This window comes from Streptococcus porcinus (assembly GCF_900475415.1).
Lineage (GTDB): Bacteria > Bacillota > Bacilli > Lactobacillales > Streptococcaceae > Streptococcus > Streptococcus porcinus.
On sequence record NZ_LS483388.1, the window covers coordinates 2,011,742 to 2,033,046 of the forward strand.

Below are 21,305 nucleotides of genomic sequence, written 5' to 3' on the forward strand. Positions count from 1 at the left end.
TTAAATAGGGCTTTTTAGAAAATATAGGACTACACCTAAGAGAAGCATTCCAACTACTACACAAGTATCACCTAATTGCCATTTCAATAATCTAAACTTACTCCTATCGTTACCACCTTTGTACCCTCTTGATTCCATGGCAATTGCTAGAGCGTCAGCGCGTTTGAAGCTTGAAGCAAAAAGGGGAATTAATATAGGAATTATTGATTTTACTTTTTGAACTAGAGTTCCTTCACCAAAATCGACGCCTCTTGCTTTCTGAGCATTCATAATTAACGTAGTATCATCCATTAAAGTTGGCACAAATCTTAAACTTAAGGAGAGCATTAGTCCAATTTCATGTGCAGGAACTTTCAATAATCTAAATGGCTTAAGTAAAGACTCTACTGCATCAGATAAACTTAATGGAGTGGTTGTTAATGTCAGTAAAGTTGAAAAAAAGATAATTAAAATAAATCTCATAAAGATTAATAAAGCTTGGCTTAAGCCGTGACTTGTTATTTTAATAATCCAAAAATCTACTAATATTTGACCACCTTTTGTAAAGAAAACTTGAAACATGGTAGTAAATAAAATAATACCAATCATAGGTTTTAATCCATTTAAAAAAAACGAAATTTTCACTTGAGAGAGAATAACAACCAACATTGTCAGACCAAACATGATTACATTTGTTACTAAGTTATTAGCCCAAAAAATAATAACAACATAAATCATCATTGCAATTAGTTTACTTCTTGGATCAAGACGATGTATTATGGAATTGCCTGGTATGTAACGCCCTAAAATAAGTTTATCCATATTTCAACATCTCCCTTAATTCTTCTAAAGTAATTGGTAATCTTGAAAAATGGAAACCTTTTTTTTCTAAATGATAAGCAAACCTAGTAATTTTAGGAACACCTAATTGCTTCTCTTCTAATAATTCTACTCTTTGAAAAATTTCATTTGGTTTTCCAGATAAAATAATCTTACCTTTTTCAAGAACATATACCTTATCTGCATAATTAGCCACATCATCCATCAAATGAGTAACCAGCACAAGTGTCATTCCAGACTTATGTAATTTTTTAAATAGAGTCATCAATTCTCTACGCCCTTTAGGATCAAGTCCTGCTGTTGGTTCATCCAAAACTAAGATACTTGGTTCCATTGCTAGAATTCCTGCAATAGCTACGCGACGCATTTGTCCACCAGAGAGTTCAAAAGGATTCTTTTCAAAAAGAGTCTCTGCAATGCCTACTAAAGCTAATTTTTCACGTGCTAATTTTTCAGCATCTTCTTTTGAAACCCCAAAATTTTGAGGTCCGAAAGCAACATCTTTTAAGACAGTTTCTTCAAAAAGTTGACTTTCAGGAAACTGAAAAACAAGCCCAACTTCCTTACGAATAAGTTTAATATCCTTATTTTTCGATTGACTGGTAATTGTTTTTCCACCAACACTCACAATACCAGAAGTAGGCGTTAATAAACCGTTTAATAATTGCATTATAGTTGATTTTCCAGAACCCGTATGCCCAATAAAAGCGGTATAAGAAGAATCCTCAATTTCAAGATTAATGTCAAAAAGGGCACGCCCTTCAAAGGGTGTCCCTGCCTGATAAGTAAAACTTACATTTTGGAAATTAATTGCCATAGCTGATTTTCTAATTCCTTCTCTGTTAGATAAGATTTGTCTAAATCATACCCATCCTCTATTAAACCCTTTGCTACTGTACTTGTAAAAGGGATATCTAGACCTAAACCTAATAATTCTTCCCCCCTAGAAAAAAGTTCTTTTGGGGTTGAACTAGACTCGACTTGTCCATTTTTCATTACTAATACGCGATCACTTAGCGCAACTTCATCCAAATCGTGAGTAATTGAAATAACTGTCAATTGATAATCTTTTCTGATTGATTGTATAGTCTTAATCAATTCCATACGTCCTTTGGGGTCTAACATACTAGTGGATTCATCCAAAATAATAATCATAGGTCTCATTGCAATTGCACCGGCAATAGCAACTCTTTGTTTTTGTCCTCCAGATAGTCGAGCAGGCTCTCGTGTCTTAAACTCTGACATTCCCACAAGTTTTAATGCTTCATCAACTCGTTCAACCATTTCTTCATGCGGAACACCTTTATTTTCTAATCCAAAGGCAACATCATCTTCTACAGTAGCTCCAACGAATTGGTTATCTGGATTTTGAAAAACCATGCCTATTTTTTCTCTGATTTCCCAAACATTAGCTTCTGTCAAAAAGCCACCGTCTACTTGAATAGAACCTGACTCAGCTACAAGTAGTCCATTTAACAACCTAACGGATGTAGATTTTCCAGAGCCGTTATGCCCAATAATCGATAACCATTCACCCTGTTTCACGTGAAACGATACATTATTTAAGGTATAATTTTCTTGGTTCTCTTGGTATTTAAATTTAATATTTTTAACTTCAATTATATTCGACATCGTCACTTAATGGTATCTTTAAAAAGAAAACCTGCTCCCTTAAAGTAATCATAACCTGAATAAATTGTGAAGAATAAAGCAATATACAATAGGACGGTTCCCACAAATGACAGATGACAAAATAGGAAAATAATTGAAAGCATCTGGGAAACAGTTTTGATTTTTCCAGGCATTGCTGCAGCTAAAACTTCACCACCTGATTCAACTAATAGGAGACGTAGGCCTGTTACGGCCAATTCTCGACAAATTATAATAGCAGAAATCCAAGCTGGTGCTAGGTCTGCACCAACTAACATAATGAAGGCACTCATGACAAGCATTTTATCAGCAAGGGGATCAGCAAATTTACCAAAATTCGTCACGACACGCCATTTCCTTGCAAGATAGCCATCAAGATAATCAGTAAAACTAGCAACTGCAAAAATAATAGCTGCGACAATATGCCAAGTAAGAGATTGTGAAAGGGTTGTGACAATTAAGAAAAGTGGAATCATCACAATTCTAATTGCAGTTAGTAAATTAGGAATATTTTCTTTTTTTATCATTATTTTTCCTTAAAATTATTGAATTTTTAGCGTGATATAACTAACATCATTACTTGTCATAGGAGTTAAGTCTAACTTCTGTCCATCAACAGTAACTGAAACCCCTTCTCTAACACCGAGCATTAAGAGTGACTCCTTAGTATCAGCAGGTAAGGTTGTTGTGTAGGTAGGTGTTTCTTGGGTAAGGGTTGTACCGGCTTCACCAATATCTGAATTTGATAATGCAATCCAAGCACTTTCAGCACCGGCTAATGAGACTGAAACTTCAACAGCATCCTTTGCTTTTTGAATATCAGCTACTAAATAATTATCTTGACCTTCTGTCTTAATAACAGTTTTCTTTTCACTACTACTTGATTGACTTGACACCTCAGGAGTTTTAGAACTTGAAGCCTTGTTTTCACCTTTTTTCATTAAGACACTCTTTGCCTTATCAAGAGTAAGATTGTTTTCTTTTGAAAATTGTTGCCAAACAGCAAAGAAAATAAAGGCAAACACCGCTAAGGCGATAACAGTTAGCAAGATTACTGAAAAAACAGATTTTGATTTCTTATGATCATCTTGATAGCGACTTAGACGCGACACATCTCTATCTCTGTTATTATCTGCCAATAAACTATCACGTTTTTTTTCTTCCTGACTGTCATCAGCTAAAACACTCGCCTCAACATCTATTTCTTCTTTCTTAAAATCATTTTCTTTATTGACTAAAACACTTGGCTCAGAGACTCTCGGTTCAGATTTTAGAGGAAAAACAAACGACTCTCGTCTTTGACTTAATTTTTCTTCAACCTGCTGAGTAATACTAGGTTCTTCGTTATACTGAGTATTTGATATTTGATCCAAATACATTTTCTTTATCATTTCAAAGTCTAACGATACCATATTAGCATACTGACTAAAGAAAGAATCAATTTTATCTTCTGGAATAATTTTAAATTGATCTAATTCCATAGCTAGTAAGTAATGAGAAGATATCCCAGTTTTATCTTCAATCTCATCCAAAGTAACTTTTCTGTTAACTCGCGATTCTCTCAGGAACTCGCCCAAAGTTTTATTTCTCATACAGGTACCTCAATACTAAAATATTATTTCTATTATATCAAAATATATGCTAATTAGGAAAGACAGTAAAATCAGAGATTTCCGCAGACTCAAAAAAATCGTGACCTATAAATAATATCTCTTCAAGATTAATTTTTTCGATGATTTGTGGAATATCCATATAAGAATCCTGAGCAGATAAATAAAGGTTAAACTGACTTATAAATTGATCCATAAAATCTAAACTTTGCACAAAATCACCAAACATTTCTTTCTTTAAAAGGGTTAGATGATCTTGATTAATATCCTTTGATTTCATAAAATCTTTGATTTTTTTTCTGATATTACTAGACATCGCAATAGGCTCACTGGTATCCAAGCTTATCAGAATAAAGGAGAAATCTGCTTGTATTTCGATTTCGATATCAAACGAGTCATCTATTTTCCCATCATCATACCAAGTTTGATAAGTTTTTGATGTCCATCCAAATAGCATAGATAAAAGGAAACGTAAGCCAATTTTATATTCTAATAATGAGATATCTTTAGGAAGTTTTTTTCCTCTAAAACCAACTGCTAATTTAGGTGTAGAAACATCCATACTGATAGAACTAGTTTTTACTACTGGATAATAGGGTAGAGGAGAAATGTTCGGTTTAGCAGGTTTTCGTCTTTTTAAACGATTTTGACATTCCTCAATCGACTTAAAGGCTTCCTCAACATTAATGTCACCCACTACGATAAGGGTCATATTTGAAGGATGATAAAATTGCTTGTAATTTTTTTCTAAATCAATAACACTAATAGCTTCAATTGATTGTCGACTTCCAGCAATATCTCTTGATAGATAAGAATCTGGGAAAAGATTCTGTAGAATACCAATATAAGACTGATAATCAGGATCATCCATATACATATCAATCTCTTGGGCGATAATTTTTTTCTCTTTTTCAACAGATGCTTCTGTAAAGTATGCAGACATTACAAATTCTTGAAGCAAAGTTAACGACTCTGTAAAGTGATTGCTGGCAGAGATAAAGTAAGAAGTTTTATCAAAGGTTGTAAAAGCATTTACTTCTGTCCCGAACTGTGTAAAGCGATGTGAAACATCTTGTCCTTTTTTATCCTCAAAAACCTTATGCTCTAAAAAATGGGCAATCCCTTCAGGATAAGAATATTCTCTATTTCTAACTGTAAAGGCATTGTCAAGAGATCCATAATGAACCGTCAACATAGCAGTCTTTTCCGTAAACATGGGTTTTTGAATAAAAAAAACTTGAAATCCATTTTTGAATTCTACTTGATAAACGCTCTCATTTACTCTAGGATAGGTTATTTTATTTAACTTTGTCACTTATTCCCCTCCAAAAAGTATACTGCTTGTAATTTCAATTTATTAGCTGCTTTTATAATATCCATTTTCTTTACAGCTCTTATTCCAGTCAACCATTTTTCTAGACTAAACTCAGGAGTCACATAGGATCTTATATATGAACTATCAATTAAAGCTTTACAGTAATCTTCTGACTGCTTTCCATTTGTCTGTAGCATAACTTTAGTTTTTTCAACTAAATGACTAGAAAATCTTCCCATCTTGATATCATTCATCTCTTTGACAATTAATTGTAAAGCTCGCGCTTTATCTTCTTTATTAATACCTGCAAAAATTTCTAATAGACCAGTATGTCTATCTAGGCTACTGCCAATGCTATAAGCAATACCTTCTTTTTCTCTTACTTTGGTAAATAATAAAGAATGAGTATAAGATCCTAGTAAACCATTTAAAACTAGTAAAGCATAATAATCTTCTTTAAATGGATCAACTGGGAAATAATAAGCTAAATCTAAAATGGATTGGTTTAAGAATTTTTTTTCAATTTTTTCCGAAACAATATTAGCATATTCCTGATGATAATAATAAGAAAGTTCCTTTTGACGCCCCTCAAATGGAAATTGATGGAAAAGTTGAACAACTTTATACTCATCAAATTCCCCTAAAATATAGATATCAATTTGGTCTTCCAATAACATTTTATGAAATTCTTGATAGCTAGTATATGCCGTTTCTCTATCAATCAGTTCCACAGAGCCATACTTTGATAGTTGTAAATCTTGATTATGGTAAAATAGTTTTTTGAGTTGTAACGAACTATAGTAAAAAGAATCTTCTTTATCAGACTCAATATAATTCATTAAGTTAGTCTTTTCAACTTCAAAAACTTTTGGCTGGTATTGGGCAATCGAAAGTAGCGGTGAAAAAAGAATTCCTTTGAGTAAAAGAATAATTTCTTCTAATAGTTTTTCACCTTGAAAACTGTACTTATCCTGAATAAACGTGATGTCAATATCAACAATGTGCACTTTACCTTTAACAGATACCTCTGTTGATAAACTTGCACCATACAACTCAGCTAACCTTTCTCTAAAAAGCTTAGCAGTAGGGTAATCATCATTAGCTGTCGCCAACATTTGGGCAACTAGGACTCTCTTTGCGACTAATTTCTGATTAAAGTCACCAGAAAATCTTAAAGTAATATGATTAGTTTTAAATTTCTCTGTTTTTATAAGATGTAATTGGACACCTTCAACGATTTTCATAGTTCTTCCTTACTCATTTGTCTAGTTCCTTAAATTATACCATTTTTAGACCAATTGATTTAAGAGAAACTTATTTTTTATTATCTTGTGGCAATAGAACACATATCATTACAGATTAATCATAAAAGCCCTAAGAAATAAAATTGTTTTATTTCTTAGGGCACTATTCTTAAAAATACTGAAAATATTATAACATACAATAGCTCTTTTATGTAATAATATTAACCAAAATATTTCTACTAATTTGAATAATATTAATTACCGCTAATTTATGCTATAATGACTTGAATTAGCAATTGGAGAATAATAATGGACTATAAACTTTTTACAGAATTTATTACTTTACAAGCCCTATTAAAGGAAGTAGGCATAATACAAAGTGGAGGAGCTATCAAATCTTTTCTTTCTGAAACTACTGTTTTATTTAATGGTCAAGATGAAAAGCGGCGTGGAAAAAAACTACGAGTTGGCGATAGTATCGAAATTCCAAGTCGTCAAACCATTATTCGTTTAATTGAACCAACGTCCCTTGAAAAAGAAGTCTTCCAGAAGGAAGCTTTTGAAAAAGAACGACTCGCAAAACGAGTTAAAGAAATAAATAAAGCCAACAAAAAACAACTTACTTCATCAAAACAGAAAAAGCCTCTAAAAGACAAGCAAAAACCTATTCGATTCCCTGGTATGTAATATGTGGCTAAAAGAATTAACTTTAATAAACTATCGTAATTATGAGCAAATACAAACAAAATTTGTCCCAGGACTAAACGTTTTTATCGGAAACAATGCCCAAGGAAAAACAAATTTTTTAGAAGCAATTTATTTCATCGCCTTAACTAGAAGCCACAGAACTCGAACTGACAAGGAGTTAATTCACTTCTTAAAAGATGATTTAAAGGTTTATGGGAAAATAGAAAGAACAAGTGGCGTTATCAGTTTAGAAATTACCTTAACTAAAAAAGGACGCATCACAAAAATTAATTCCTTAAAACAAGCAAAATTATCTGATTATGTTGGTAATATGAAGGTTGTTTTATTTGCTCCAGAAGATTTACAACTTATAAAGGGAGCACCTAGTCTAAGACGCAAATTCATTGATATTGATCTGGGACAAATTAAACCTGTCTATTTATCAGATTTATCTCAATACAACTATGTTTTAAAGCAAAGAAATACCTATCTTAAAACAGCTGTTTCTATCAATAAGGATTTTTTAGATGTCTTAGATGAACAATTAGCTGATTATGGCACACGAGTCATTCATCAACGTATGCAATTTATTGAAGCTTTACAACAAGAAGCTCATAGACACCATTTTGCCATATCAGACGGGTTAGAACAACTAAAATTAAGCTATCAATCCTCGATTGCATTAGAGGCAAAAGAGTCAATTAGAGATAGGTTTATGGAGGCCTTGCTACATAATAGACAAAAAGATATGTTTAAAAAAAATACAAGTGTGGGCCCGCATCGTGACGATATTATGTTTTATATTAATGACATGAATGCAAATTTTGCCAGTCAAGGACAGCATCGTAGTTTGATATTATCTTTAAAGATGGCTGAAGTGAGCTTAATGAAAGAACTAACTGGAGAAAATCCTATTTTACTATTAGATGATGTTATGAGTGAACTTGATAATCTAAGACAAACAAAATTACTTGAAACTATCATTCAGGAGCATGTTCAAACCTTTATCACTACGACAAGCTTAGAACATCTTTCAAGCTTACCGCCCGATATTAAAACATTTTATGTTAGTCAAGGAACAATTAACTTTTAAGGATATTATCAATATAAATAAAAAACGAGGATTCTATCAACCTCGATTTTTTTATTTATTAAGCTTTAACAATTCCCAGTAATATAGCTCCAGCAATAAAGCAAATAATTCCTAATATAACCCAACGCATCTCACGTTTTGATTTTTTCTCACCTAGAAAAATAATACCACCAATAATGGAAATGATGGCTCCTAATTGTGAAAAACTAAAGGCAATTGCCAGTCCCGCCTTAGATGCAGCTAAAAGCATAAAAACATTTCCAATACCCCACATAATTCCAACTAAACTATTTTTTAAAACATAGGTATCAAAACTAAGTTTAAATGACATGAATAAACTAGCTCCAAATACCATTCCAATAGCCATTGGTAGAAGAACTGAAATGAGATCAAATTTCATAATATTATTGAAAAGGACAACATAGGAGACATATCCAATAGTTGAATAAGTTAAAGATCTAAAACCTTTCCCATAATGATGTAATTCTGCTTTTTGAGCATCTTTATCCTTTTTACTTGAAAAGTAAAAACCAATGATTAATAGGATTAAAGCACAACATCCTAAAACATACTGATAAACTTGTGTCCATTCCCCAAATAGAAGGACTCCAATTAAACTTCCTAAAACTAACTGAGAACCACTTGATAGGGGGTTTGCTACAGAAACTCCCATATGCTTCATTGCATAAAACTGTCCTGTCTGTCCAATAGACCACAGAAAACCGCCTAAAAATCCAAAAATCCATAACTGACTTGTCATTTCGGGTCTTTTTACTATCCAAACCATAATAGCAAATAAAACAGCACCTAATGTCATACCAAAAGTTTGTTGACTAGGTTTACCACCAATTTTATTACTTACAAAACCGATACTTCCCCATGCAACCATTGGTACTAGTGCAAAAAGTATACCTTCCACTATACTACTCCTTTACAAAGAACTTGACAATTGCTTTACAACTATGACAAGTAAATTGACAAAATTTAGATTAAAATAACCTAGGAAAATATTATATCTTAAAATTTAATAAGAAACAAGACCAAAAAAAAGCCAAGAAATATACTTAGCTTTATCTATAAATCAATGCACAGAATAATTTGGTGCTTCATTTGTGATATGAACGTCATGAGGGTGGCTCTCAATAAGTCCTGCACCAGACATTTCAATAAACTGTGCTTTATTATGGAGTTCATTAATAGAAGCCGCACCTACATAGCCCATTCCAGAGCGAATACCGCCTAACATTTGGAAAACTATATCTGAAACAGCACCTTTATAGGCTACACGGCCTTCAATTCCTTCCGGAACTAACTTATTAGCTTCATTAACTGAACCTTGGAAATAACGATCACTAGAGCCTTTTTTCATTGCTGCAATGGATCCCATTCCACGATAGGTTTTAAATTTACGCCCTTGGAATATTTCTGTCTCACCTGGAGCTTCATCGGTACCAGCAAACATAGAACCAAGCATAACAGCATTTCCACCAGCAGCTAAAGCTTTCACAATATCACCCGAGTATTTGATACCACCGTCGGCAATAATCGTTTTGCCATATTCCTTAGCAATAGTTGCCGCATCATAAATTGCTGTAACTTGAGGGACACCCACGCCTGCAACAACACGCGTCGTACAAATCGAACCAGGACCAATTCCAACTTTTACTACATCGACCCCCGCATCATATAAAGCGCGTGCCCCTTCAGCAGTTGCAATATTTCCAGCAATAAGTGTTTTGTCAGGAAAGTGAGCACGAATCTCAGCAATTTTCCTCAGAACGCCTGCTGAGTGTCCATGAGCTGTGTCAATTACAATCGCATCAGCACCCGCTTCAAACAAAGCTTCTGCACGATCAAAAGTATCTGAAGTAACACCGACGGCAGCAGCAACAAGTAGGCGACCAAAAGTGTCTTTAGCAGCATTAGGGAACTCAATAACTTTTTCAATATCTTTAATTGTGATAAGACCAGATAAACGACCACTATCATCTACCAGTGGTAATTTTTCAATACGATGCTGATGTAAAATTTGTTCTGCAGTTACTAAATCTGTTCCAACTTCTGCAGTTACTAATTTTTCACTTGTCATATGTTCAGAAATTGGTGCATCATAATCACTAATAAAACGCATATCACGATTTGTAATGATTCCAACTAATTTACGATTTCCCATTGTTTCAACAATAGGAACACCACTAATTCTATAACGTTGCATAAGCTCTTCAGCTTCAGCAACTTTATGATTTGGAGTTAAGAAAAATGGATCAATAATAACCCCATTTTCAGAACGTTTTACCTTACGAACTTCTTCTGCTTGTTCAATGATCGACATGTTTTTATGGATAACACCTAACCCACCAGCACGCGCGATAGCAATGGCCATTCTACTATCAGTAACAGTATCCATAGCAGCACTAATAATAGGAATATTTAATGTTAAATTTTTAGCTAACTTTGTTTGCATATTAACTTCATTTGGCAAAACATGGCTTTCAGCTGGAATAAGTAGTACATCATCAAAGGTGAAGCCTTTTTTTAAAAATTTAGTGTCCCAATTCGACATTGAAATAATCCTCTTTCTTTATTTTCGATGGTTTTTAGCCTAGTCATTTTTATTGTTACTATCATATCATGCTAAATGGATTTGTCAATAAATAGAGTATAATTTGCATATCTATAAGTTGTTTTATTCCACAATTTATCTTTTTTTAGAAATAAATTCCCACCATAAACAAAAAGTCAATTCCTTAGAACTGACTTCTCCTTTAACTAAAAATAGTTTATTCCTATTGCTGACTTTACTTCTGATAAGGTCTGTGCAGCAACTTTTTGCGCCTCTTGGCTCCCTTTTTCTAACATTCTAAAAACTTCACCCATATCTTGTGAATATTCTAATCTTCTTTTACGAATAGGTGTTAGTTCACGTTCAAGAATATCTAATAAGAAGCGTTTAGTCTTTACATCACCTAGACCACCTTTTTGATAGTGCTCTTTCATCGCCTGAATATCAGCTTGATCTTCTTCTCTACCAAAAATATCAAGATAGTGGAACACCATATTGCCCTCAATTTGCCCAGGATCTGTTACTCTTATATGATTTGGATCAGTGTACATACTCATAACTTTTTTCTGTACAGTATCTGCATCATCAGATAAGTAAATACCATTTCCTAGCGATTTAGACATTTTTGCATTACCATCTAAACCAGGTAGGCGACCCGCACTTTCATTTTCTGGGTATAGTCCTTCAGGTTCAACAAGACAATCTGTTTTATAAGTAAAATTAAAACTTCTAACGATCTCCCTAGTTTGCTCAATCATTGGTTTTTGGTCGTTGCCAACTGGAACTAGATTTGCTTTAAATGCTGTAATATCAGCTGCTTGAGAAATTGGATATACTAAAAAGCCACTAGGAATACTTTCTCCAAATCCTTTTTGAGCAATTTCTGTTTTCACTGTTGGATTACGTTCCAGTCTTGCTAATGAAACAAGATTCATGTAATACATAGTCAATTCTGCTAATTCAGGAATTTGACTTTGAATAAAAATAGTTGATTTTGCTGGATCTAAACCAACAGAAAGATAATCTAGTGCTACGTTTCCAATTGAATTTTTGATTAATTCTGATTCCTTAGCATGATCAGTTAGAGCTTGTTGATCGGCAAGAAAGACAAACATTTGATACTTATCTTCATTTTGTAAAATAACTCGATTTTTTAGACTTCCGACATAGTGACCTAAGTGTAATTTACCAGTCGGTCGATCGCCAGTTAAAATAATTGGTTTTTTCATTTTTATCCCTTTCACATATAAAAATCCCCACACAAAAACTTGCGTGAGGGCGTTATTAGTCGCGGTACCACCTCAGTTGATATTCTAAAATATCATCTCTGTCTTCTCAAATTAAGAAGTAGCACGATAAGGTGTGCCAATCCCGAAAGTTATTGTTTCCTTACAAAAATGTCCATTAGTCCATTTCACTAATTGTGTTACTAGTTCACAGCGACCACTAGCTCTCTAAAAACACACTAAAAGCTACTCTTCTAATTCACAACCATTCTATGAAAATTTATAATATTTGTCAACTTCCTTTTATTTTAGAAAAATTTGCTTGACTCATAAGGGACTTTTAAGAGATAATGATTCTCTAGTCTTTTTATTAATAAATGTGAGGAGAAAACTGCTAATGGAAAAAAAGGTGATGGATATCCTATATGTCACATTAGGATCTTTTATTACTGCAATAGGTTTTAATACAATGTTTGTCCATAATAATATTGCTTCAGGTGGTATGGTCGGAATTTCAGTTGTTATCAAAGAACTTCTTGGAATTAGCCCATCACTTTTTTTAATGGTTAGTAATATTCCTTTACTGCTCTTATGTTATTTTTTCTTAGGAAAACAAACTTTTGTTAAAACACTATATGGATCATGGATTTACCCTATTGCTATCAGGTTTACAAGTTTTTTACCCACTCTAACTCATAATCAATTATTAGCAGCAATTTTTGGGGGAATTATTGTTGGAATTGGTTTAGGAATGGTCTTTTGGGGGAATTCTTCAACTGGTGGTACTGGGATCTTAACTCAAATTTTACATAAGTATTCACCTCTAACTTTAGGTGTTGCAATGACAATCGTCGACGGTATTAGTGTCTTGATGGGATTTATGTCATTAACTGCTGATGATGTTATGTATTCAACAATTGGTCTATTAGTAATTGGTTACGTTATTTCTGTAATGGAAAATGGTTTTGATTCCTCAAAAAATATAATGATTATTTCAAGAGAGTATTTAACCATTAAAGATTATATTACAAAGGTGATGGATCGCGGAGTTACTAAAATTCCAATTCGTGGTGGTTATACAACTTCTGATAAAGTCATGCTAATGGCTGTTGTCTCAACCTATGAATTACCTAGCTTACAAGAAAAAATACTCGAAATTGATGATACTGCATTTTTAGTTGTTATGCCCGCAGCACAAGTTATGGGACGCGGATTTAGTGTCACAAAACAATATAAAAGAGAAGATGAAGATATTCTACTTCCTATGTAAAACAAGCCCCCTTTCCAATTGAAAAAAGAGGGGTTTTTAGATACAATGGGGTTTAGACAAATAATTATGAGGTGACGAATTGCTTACAGTTTCTGATGTATCACTACGTTTCAGTGATCGAAAACTTTTTGATGAAGTTAATATTAAATTTACTCCTGGTAATACCTATGGGTTGATTGGCGCAAATGGTGCAGGAAAATCAACCTTCTTAAAAATTCTAGCTGGTGATGTTGAACCATCTACCGGTCATATCTCTCTGGGTCAAGATGAACGTCTTTCTGTTCTTCGCCAAAACCACTTTGATTATGAAGAAGAACGTGTTATTGATGTTGTTATTATGGGAAATGAACAACTTTATAACATTATGAAAGAAAAAGATGCTATCTACATGAAAGAAGATTTTTCTGAAGAAGATGGTGTTCGTGCTGCTGAGTTAGAAGGTGTTTTTGCAGAGCTTGGCGGCTGGGAAGCAGAGAGTGAAGCTTCTCAATTACTTCAAAACTTAAATATTGCTGAAGAATTACACTATCAAACAATGAGTGAGTTAGCAAATGGTGATAAAGTTAAAGTTCTCCTAGCAAAAGCTTTATTTGGTAAACCTGATGTTCTCTTATTAGATGAACCTACTAATGGTCTTGATATTCAATCAATTTCTTGGCTAGAAGACTTCTTAATTGATTTTGAAAATACGGTAATTGTTGTATCACACGATCGACACTTCTTAAATAAAGTCTGTACCCATATGGCAGACTTGGATTTTGGAAAAATTAAACTGTATGTGGGAAACTATGATTTCTGGAAACAATCTTCCGAACTAGCAGCACGTTTACAATCTGATCGGAATGCTAAAGCAGAAGAAAAAATTAAAGAATTACAAGAGTTTGTTGCTCGTTTCTCAGCAAATGCATCGAAATCAAAACAAGCAACTTCTCGTAAAAAGATGCTTGATAAGATTGAATTAGAGGAAATTGTTCCTTCGAGTCGTAAATACCCATTTATCAACTTTAAAGCCGAGCGTGAGATGGGAAATGATTTTTTAACAGTTGAAAATTTATCAGTCACAATTGATGGCGAAAAAATACTTGATAATATTAATTTTATTCTTCGTCCGGGTGATAAGGTTGCATTAATTGGTCAAAATGACATTCAAACAACCGCTTTAATGCGTGCTTTAATGGACGATATCGATTATGAGGGAACTGTTAAATGGGGAGTTACCACAAGTCGATCTTATCTACCAAAAGACAACTCAAAAGATTTTGCCTCTGGAGAATCTATTCTAGAATGGTTGAGACAATTTGCTGCCAAGGGAGAAGATGATGATACTTTCTTGCGTGGTTTTCTTGGTCGTATGCTCTTTTCTGGAGACGAAGTTAAAAAATCTGTTAACGTTCTCTCTGGTGGAGAAAAAGTACGTGTTATGTTATCTAAACTCATGCTCTTAAAATCAAATGTTTTAATCTTAGATGACCCTACTAATCATTTAGATTTAGAATCAATTTCTAGCTTAAATGATGGCATTAAAGACTTTAAAGAATCTGTCATTTTCGCTAGTCATGATCATGAATTTATTCAAACAATCGCAAATCATATCGTGGTTATTTCAAAAAATGGTGTTATTGATCGGATTGATGAAACATATGATGAATTCCTTGAAAATCAAGAAGTACAGGCAAAGGTTGCTGAACTTTGGAAATAGAATAATAAGGCGGCAACGCCTTATTATTTTTTAATCACTAACTAGAAAGAATAAGCTATGATTCAAAAAAAACATGTTTCTACACTATTAGTTTATCTAGCAAGTTTTATCCTTCCAACTCTAATCATGTTTATAGTTCTACTTTCAAAGGGAATCTATTGGGGAAGTGGCAAAACTATTTTAGCCAGTGACGGATTTCATCAATATGTTATATTTGCTCAAACTCTTAGAAATATTTTACATGGCTCAGATAGTATCTTTTATACCTTTACAAGTGGTTTAGGACTCAATTTTTATGCATTAATTAGCTACTATCTTGGGAGTTTCTTTTCTCCATTTGTTTATTTCTTTAATTTAAAATCAATGCCTGATGCAATATACTTATTTACCTTACTAAAATTTGGTTTGATTGGTCTATCAACGAACTTTACTTTACAGAAACTTTACACAGAGGTAAAGCCCTATTTAATCTTAACTCTGTCTACTTCATTTGCCTTAATGAGTTTTTTAACCAGTCAACTGGAAATTAACACTTGGCTGGATGTCTTTATACTACTTCCTCTAATTATCCTCGGTTTACACCGACTCATCAATCAAAAAATTGGTTGCTATTATTTTACACTTACCATTTTATTTATTCAAAATTATTATTTTGCCTATATGGCTTCTATCTTTTTGACAATATATTTACTTATTCAGTTACTAAATCAAGAGTCTTGTAAAGATCGTGTCAAAACATTTTTAAGATTTGTAAACATTTCTATTCTTTCTGCCTTGTCTGCCTCCTTTATGCTTTTACCTACATATTTGGACTTACGAAATCAAGGAGAAAAGTTTACACCTATTTCAAAACTTATAACTGAAAATAGTTGGTCTCTTGATTTATTATCAAAGTCCATTATAGGAACTTACGATACAACAAAATTTAACGCCATCCCCATGATTTTTGTGGGTTTACTACCTTTACTACTTACTACTCTATATTTTACAGTGAAGTCAATTAAGTGGCAGGTGAAATTTGCATATTTAATTTTTATTGTTATTATCTGTCTGAGTTATTATTTTCAACCTCTTGATTTATTTTGGCAAGCGATGCATGCGCCGAATATGTTTCTACATCGCTACGCTTGGACTATACCACTCCTCTTGATACTACTTTCATGTGAAACACTCACTCATATTGAAGAATTATCTATTAATAAAATTGTTTTTGCCTTTACGATTATTAGTTTGTCTCTAGCTAGTCCTTATCTATTTTTAGAGCACTATTCTTTTTTGACACCCAGTTTATTTTTTTTAACAATAGCTTTTTTAACAGCTTATACTATAATATTATTGAGTCTGGAAGAATTTAAGTTCCCTATCATTATTATCATTATATTTACACTTATCTTTACAACTCTAGAAAGCACCTTAAATACCTATTATGTTGTCAGTGGACTGGAAAAAGAATGGGTCTTTCCCACTCGAGAAGGCTATAATAAAAATTTAAAAGAAATTGATAGCTTGGTAAAGAAACAAAATGAAGTTGACACAGATTTTTATAGAACCGAGCGTGTTATTCCCCAAACAGGGAATGATAGTATGAAATTCAATTATCATGGTATTTCTCAATTTTCATCTATCAGAAATCGTCTATCAAGTAGAGTTCTTGATAGACTTGGATTCAAATCAGAAGGAACTAATTTAAATTTAAGATACCAAAATAACACTTTAATTGCTGATAGCTTATTTGCAGTTAAGTATAATTTAAGTGAATCCGAAAATAAAAAATTTGGCTTTACAAAAGTTAATCAAATCGATAGAGTTAGTCTCTATAAAAATAACTATGCTCTCCCACTTGCTATTATGACTAATGGTAAATACGTTGACGCTAACTTTACTGTTAATACATTAGACAACCAGACTCGCTTATTAAATAGACTCTCTGGCAAGAATTATACCTACTTTACAGAACAAGGTGCTGAGTTGAAGTCAACAGGAAAAATGGTAGGTAAGCAGATTTCTAACAAGGCAGAAACTAATGCTGAAGATACTGTCGTAAGCTATCGCCTTAAGATTCCAGAGAATAAACAAATGTATTTAAGTTTACCAAATATATCCTTTGAAAATCAACAAGAAAAAGATATATTGATTACTATTAACGGTAAAACAAGTCACTATACAACAGATAATACGTTTACCTTTTTTGATTTGGGTTATTTTAAGGATGAACAGATTGTTGATATCCATATTATATTTCCTAAAAATAAATCTATTTCTTTTGATTCTCCACATTTTTATAGTCTAGATATTAATAACTATCAAAAGGCACTTTCTATAATTAAAAACCGCAAAGTTAGCCTTAGTCAAAAACAAAATAAACTAAGTTTGAGCTATCAGACAACTAGAGATTCTTCAATTCTGTTGACTTTGCCGTACGATCAAGGATGGAGTGCTAAGCATAATAATAAACCCATTGTCATTAGAAAAGCACAAAAAGGGTTTATGGCTATAGATGTTCCTAAAGGAAAAGGAAAAATTTATTTAACTTTTATTCCTAAAGGTTTTAAAGAAGGTCTTGTACTGTCATTAATAGCTTTTATCATATTCTCTATTCAGTTTATTTTAAAACTACTACATCGAAAAAATCAGCCCTATAACTAAGGGCTGATTTTAATTTACTCTATTTACTCCGGCAGTAGGACTCGAACCTACGACATCATGATTAACAGTCATGCGCTACTACCAACTGAGCTATGCCGGAAAATTGTTATAAAAAAAATTGCTTCTCAGCAATTATGATAGTCCGTACGGGATTCGAACCCGTGTTACCGCCGTGAAAAGGCGGTGTCTTAACCCCTTGACCAACGGACCTTAAGGTTTATAAGGAATATTTCCCTTAACACTCTTATTATTATATCAGAACTTTTGATTTTGTCTATAACTTTTTTAAAAAAATTTCAAAAGTTTTTCAACTTTTTTTAGGAAGCCATCTTTCCTGTTATTAGCATTGACAGAAATACCTACTTTCTGGTAGAATAAGGAAGTTAAGGTCTCATAGCTCAGCTGGATAGAGCATTCGCCTTCTAAGCGAACGGTCGCAGGTTCGAATCCTGCTGGGATCAAAGTGAAACATCATGACTTATAAGTCATGATGTTTTTTATGTTTCACATGAAACATTATTATTTATGATAAGGACTCCCTTCTTGAATCATAAATGCACGGTAAATTTGTTCGATTAAAACTAAACGCATTAGTTGGTGAGGGAGAGTTAATAGTCCAAAACTCATTAGTACATTAGCTCTTTTTTTTAAAGAAACATCAAGGCCTAAACTACCGCCAATAATAAAGGTAATAGTGGAGTATCCTTGGACTGTAATATTTGTAATTTGCTGACTAAATACTTCTGAGGGAAACTGTTTTCCTTCAATAGCAAGTGCTATAATAAAATCTCTTGAACCTATCTTTTTTTGAATACGTTCAGCCTCTTTTGCTAAAATTTTTGTATTCTCAGCTTGACTAGCCTTTTCAGGTGTCTTTTCATCAATAAGTTCAATTATTTCAAATTGACAAAAACGGGATAGCCTTTTTTGGTATTCTGTAATCCCATCTTTTAAATATTTTTCTTTGAGTTTCCCCACACTTATTATTTTCACTTTCATAAAAAACATTGTACCATATCCTTTAAAAAAATGATTTATCCACAAAAATATTTTCCTTTTTTTTCTCTTAATCTAGGACTTATCAATAGTTCTGAAAACTTTTCCACAAGCTGTGGATTTCTTTTCTTTTTCTCTAAATTAAGGTATAATTAAGCAGAGTTTTGTATGATGAAAAAAATAAGTGGAGGTCAAAGGTGTGACAATAATAAAAAATATTTGGAAACTAATTGGTGTCTTATTTGTTGGTATTCTTGGTGGTATGATTGCTTTTTTCACATTAAGTGCCTTTCACCCTGATTTTACTAACAATCAAGAAGGAATTACTAAGCCTACAACAGTCAGTAAAGTAACTTATAAAAATACAACCAATACTACAAAAGCTGTTAAGGTTGTTCAAAATGCTGTCGTTTCGGTCATTAATTATCGAAAATCTAATCCTGCTAATCAAGCAAATGATATATTTGGTGAACCTAAATCCTCTTTAAATGACGATAATGGTTACTCTATCTACAGCGAAGGGTCAGGAGTCATTTACAAAAAAGAAGGTAAGGATGCCTATATTGTAACGAATAACCACGTTATTGACAAAACAGATAGAATTGAAATCTTATTAGCTGATGGTTCAAAAATAGTAGGTAAATTAGTAGGAGCGGACACCTATTCTGACTTAGCAGTTGTTAAAGTTCCTTCTGAAAAAATAAAATCAGTTGCTAAATTTGCTAACTCTGCCAATTTAAATGTTGGGGAAGTAGCTATTGCTATTGGTAGTCCTTTAGGAACTGAATATGCTAACTCTGTCACTGAAGGAATAGTCTCAAGCTTAAGTAGAACAGTAACACTTAAAAATGATGAAGGTCAGACAATTTCAACAAATGCTATTCAAACAGATGCTGCTATTAATCCAGGAAATTCTGGAGGTGCTTTAATTAATATTGAAGGACAAGTTATTGGTATTAATTCAAGCAAAATATCGCAATCTAATGCTTCTGGTAATGCAGTTGAAGGAATAGGATTTGCAATTCCAGCTAATGATGTCATTAAAATTATTAATCAGTTGGAAGCTAAGGGAGAAGTTATTCGACCAGCTATCGGAATTAGAATGGTTAACCTTGGTGATTTATCGACAAATGCCTTGAACCAACTTCAAGTACCAGAAAATGTTAAAGGTGGTATTGTAGTTGCTTCCGTGATAGACAATATGCCTGCTGTTGGTAAACTGAAACAATATGATATTATCACTGAAATTGATGGTGAAACAGTAAACACAAAATCTGATTTACAAAGTATACTTTATAGTCATGAGATAAACGATAACATTAAAGTTACTTACTATCGCGGTAAAGATAAGAAAACAACTACTATCAAATTGACAAAAACCACAAAAGATTTAAATGAATAAGGTCAATTAGTATTGACAAGTTATGTAAAATACCTTTACAATATCGTAAAGGTATTTTAGTATGTGAAGGATAACTATGACAGAAGAATTAAAAGAAATAAAAATAGAAGATATTGTTGCTAATCCACATCAACCTAGACTTCACTTTAACCATGAAGAACTAAAAGAATTAGCAAATTCTATTAAAATAAATGGACTTATCCAACCAATTATCGTTCGACCATCCGAAATTTATGGTTATGAATTAATTGCAGGTGAGAGACGTTTAAAAGCTTCTCAACTAGCTGGTTTAGAAAAAGTTCCAGCAGTCATTAAAAATATTTCAACAACTGAAAGTATGCACCAAGCAATAGTTGAAAATCTTCAACGGTCCGACTTAAACCCAATTGAAGAAGCAAAAGCTTTTCAAAATATTCTTACTAAAAACCAATTAACTCATGAACAATTAGCTACTTTTATGGGTAAATCACGTCCTTACATTACTAATAGTATCCGTCTTTTACAGTTACCTGATATTATTTTAACTGCACTAGAAGAGGGAAAAATTAGTACTGGGCACGCTCGTAGTTTAGTTACTTTGAATAAGAGTCAAGATCAAGAGAATTATTTTCGTCGTATTATTGAGCAAGACCTCAGCGTACGTCAGACTGAGCAGCTCGTAAAATTAAAAAAGAAAACTAAAAAGCAACAGATGAATAAGGATATTTTTATTAAAGCCCTAGAAGAAGAGCTTGCAAAATCTTTAGGTCTTACTATTCATGTTAAATTAAAAAAAGATGGTAGTGGACAACTATCTTGCCTCTTTAATAATGAAGAAGAACTCAACAGAATTATCAACAAATTAAAATAACTTGTTGATATTCTGTTTTTCTTTATCATATTTATCCACACGAATAAACAACCGAAAAAGCTTTCATTCTCTTACCTTGTAAACTTTTCCACAATCTGTGGAAAACCTCAACTCACATTGTTAACACTTTTTCCACAAGTTGTGGGTAAGTCTTTAATTCTTAAATTGAGACTGTGGAAAACTAGCTTTTTTTATGTTAGAATAGTTCTAGTATTATCCATAGAAGGACACTAAG

The 21,305-nt window shown here is 32.8% G+C and carries 18 protein-coding genes, 3 tRNA genes and 1 other annotated feature; of the genes, 8 read left to right on the top strand and 13 right to left on the bottom strand.

The genetic code is table 11. The features are described 5' to 3' along the window. From DQM45_RS09990 to yfmF, 7 genes are read right to left on the bottom strand one after another with little or no spacing between them, the layout of a single operon-like run. Positions 1–801, bottom strand: a complete 801-nt coding sequence (locus tag DQM45_RS09990) for an energy-coupling factor transporter transmembrane component T family protein (protein ID WP_003082660.1) — start codon at positions 799–801, stop codon at positions 1–3. Beyond that, the gene (locus DQM45_RS09995; RefSeq protein ID WP_003085148.1) at positions 794–1,636 is read right to left on the bottom strand and encodes an energy-coupling factor ABC transporter ATP-binding protein; all 843 of its coding nucleotides are present in this window, start codon (positions 1,634–1,636) and stop codon (positions 794–796) included. Before DQM45_RS09995 ends, DQM45_RS09990 begins: the two co-directional genes overlap by 8 nt. Next, a complete protein-coding gene (locus tag DQM45_RS10000) occupies positions 1,612–2,451 on the bottom strand; it encodes an energy-coupling factor ABC transporter ATP-binding protein (protein WP_003083216.1) in 840 nt (279 codons plus the stop codon). The genes DQM45_RS09995 and DQM45_RS10000 overlap by 25 nt, the downstream gene beginning before the upstream one ends. A gap of 2 nt (positions 2,452–2,453) precedes the next feature. Then, positions 2,454–2,996 (bottom strand): CDP-diacylglycerol--glycerol-3-phosphate 3-phosphatidyltransferase, encoded by a 543-nt coding sequence (gene pgsA, locus DQM45_RS10005; protein WP_003085588.1) that lies wholly within the window; start codon positions 2,994–2,996, stop codon positions 2,454–2,456. 15 nt (positions 2,997–3,011) lie between these two features. Next, positions 3,012–4,061, bottom strand: coding sequence for a helix-turn-helix domain-containing protein (locus tag DQM45_RS10010; protein WP_003083086.1), 1,050 nt, complete (start codon positions 4,059–4,061; stop codon positions 3,012–3,014). 49 nt (positions 4,062–4,110) lie between these two features. Next, positions 4,111–5,394: an EF-P 5-aminopentanol modification-associated protein YfmH gene (yfmH, locus tag DQM45_RS10015; protein ID WP_003085043.1), complete on the bottom strand. Its 1,284-nt coding sequence runs from the start codon at positions 5,392–5,394 to the stop codon at positions 4,111–4,113. After that, positions 5,391–6,638 (bottom strand): EF-P 5-aminopentanol modification-associated protein YfmF, encoded by a 1,248-nt coding sequence (gene yfmF / locus DQM45_RS10020; RefSeq protein ID WP_003082930.1) that lies wholly within the window; start codon positions 6,636–6,638, stop codon positions 5,391–5,393. Before yfmF ends, yfmH begins: the two co-directional genes overlap by 4 nt. A gap of 309 nt (positions 6,639–6,947) precedes the next feature. Between yfmF and yaaA the strand changes: the two genes are divergently transcribed. Both yaaA and recF read left to right on the top strand, forming a co-directional pair. Next, positions 6,948–7,325 (top strand): S4 domain-containing protein YaaA, encoded by a 378-nt coding sequence (gene yaaA / locus DQM45_RS10025; protein ID WP_003084093.1) that lies wholly within the window; start codon positions 6,948–6,950, stop codon positions 7,323–7,325. Position 7,326: 1 nt separating this feature from the next. Further along, entirely contained in the window at positions 7,327–8,418 is a 1,092-nt protein-coding gene (recF, locus tag DQM45_RS10030) for a DNA replication/repair protein RecF (RefSeq protein ID WP_003084807.1), read from the top strand. Between the two features lie 58 nt (positions 8,419–8,476). On the opposite strand, the gene DQM45_RS10035 is transcribed toward recF, so the two are convergent. From DQM45_RS10035 to trpS, 3 genes are all read right to left on the bottom strand, one after another. Beyond that, positions 8,477–9,337 carry a GRP family sugar transporter gene (locus DQM45_RS10035; protein ID WP_003083633.1) on the bottom strand — a complete coding sequence of 287 codons (861 nt, stop codon included), beginning with the start codon at positions 9,335–9,337 and terminating at the stop codon, positions 8,477–8,479. Between the two features lie 162 nt (positions 9,338–9,499). Beyond that, positions 9,500–10,981, bottom strand: coding sequence for an IMP dehydrogenase (gene guaB, locus DQM45_RS10040; protein WP_003085743.1), 1,482 nt, complete (start codon positions 10,979–10,981; stop codon positions 9,500–9,502). A 206-nt stretch (positions 10,982–11,187) separates the two neighbouring features. Beyond that, the gene (gene trpS / locus DQM45_RS10045; RefSeq protein WP_039984714.1) at positions 11,188–12,210 is read right to left on the bottom strand and encodes a tryptophan--tRNA ligase; all 1,023 of its coding nucleotides are present in this window, start codon (positions 12,208–12,210) and stop codon (positions 11,188–11,190) included. 42 nt (positions 12,211–12,252) lie between these two features. Next, positions 12,253–12,479, bottom strand: a binding site (T-box leader). A gap of 125 nt (positions 12,480–12,604) precedes the next feature. On the opposite strand from trpS, the gene DQM45_RS10050 reads away from it, so the two are divergent. The 3 genes from DQM45_RS10050 (at position 12,605) to DQM45_RS10060 (ending at position 17,822) form a co-directional block, all read left to right on the top strand. Beyond that, positions 12,605–13,477, top strand: a complete 873-nt coding sequence (locus DQM45_RS10050; protein ID WP_003084548.1) for a YitT family protein — start codon at positions 12,605–12,607, stop codon at positions 13,475–13,477. A 79-nt stretch (positions 13,478–13,556) separates the two neighbouring features. After that, positions 13,557–15,176, top strand: coding sequence for an ATP-binding cassette domain-containing protein (locus DQM45_RS10055; protein WP_003084840.1), 1,620 nt, complete (start codon positions 13,557–13,559; stop codon positions 15,174–15,176). A gap of 57 nt (positions 15,177–15,233) precedes the next feature. Further along, positions 15,234–17,822, top strand: coding sequence for a YfhO family protein (locus DQM45_RS10060; RefSeq protein ID WP_003083566.1), 2,589 nt, complete (start codon positions 15,234–15,236; stop codon positions 17,820–17,822). 26 nt (positions 17,823–17,848) lie between these two features. Here the strand turns inward: DQM45_RS10060 and DQM45_RS10065 are convergent. Together DQM45_RS10065 and DQM45_RS10070 are read right to left on the bottom strand one after the other, a co-directional pair. Next, positions 17,849–17,922: transfer RNA gene (locus DQM45_RS10065), tRNA-Asn, on the bottom strand. A 38-nt stretch (positions 17,923–17,960) separates the two neighbouring features. Further along, positions 17,961–18,032, bottom strand: a tRNA-Glu gene (locus DQM45_RS10070). A 177-nt stretch (positions 18,033–18,209) separates the two neighbouring features. Between DQM45_RS10070 and DQM45_RS10075 the strand changes: the two genes are divergently transcribed. Further along, positions 18,210–18,283: transfer RNA gene (locus DQM45_RS10075), tRNA-Arg, on the top strand. 58 nt (positions 18,284–18,341) lie between these two features. Here DQM45_RS10075 and rlmH read toward each other — a convergent pair. Further along, positions 18,342–18,821: a 23S rRNA (pseudouridine(1915)-N(3))-methyltransferase RlmH gene (rlmH, locus tag DQM45_RS10080; RefSeq protein ID WP_039984949.1), complete on the bottom strand. Its 480-nt coding sequence runs from the start codon at positions 18,819–18,821 to the stop codon at positions 18,342–18,344. Positions 18,822–19,017: 196 nt separating this feature from the next. On the opposite strand from rlmH, the gene DQM45_RS10085 reads away from it, so the two are divergent. Beyond that, positions 19,018–20,220 carry a S1C family serine protease gene (locus DQM45_RS10085; RefSeq protein WP_003084040.1) on the top strand — a complete coding sequence of 401 codons (1,203 nt, stop codon included), beginning with the start codon at positions 19,018–19,020 and terminating at the stop codon, positions 20,218–20,220. Positions 20,221–20,296: 76 nt separating this feature from the next. Beyond that, a complete protein-coding gene (locus DQM45_RS10090; protein ID WP_003082863.1) occupies positions 20,297–21,070 on the top strand; it encodes a ParB/RepB/Spo0J family partition protein in 774 nt (257 codons plus the stop codon). Positions 21,071–21,305 lie beyond the last annotated feature (235 nt).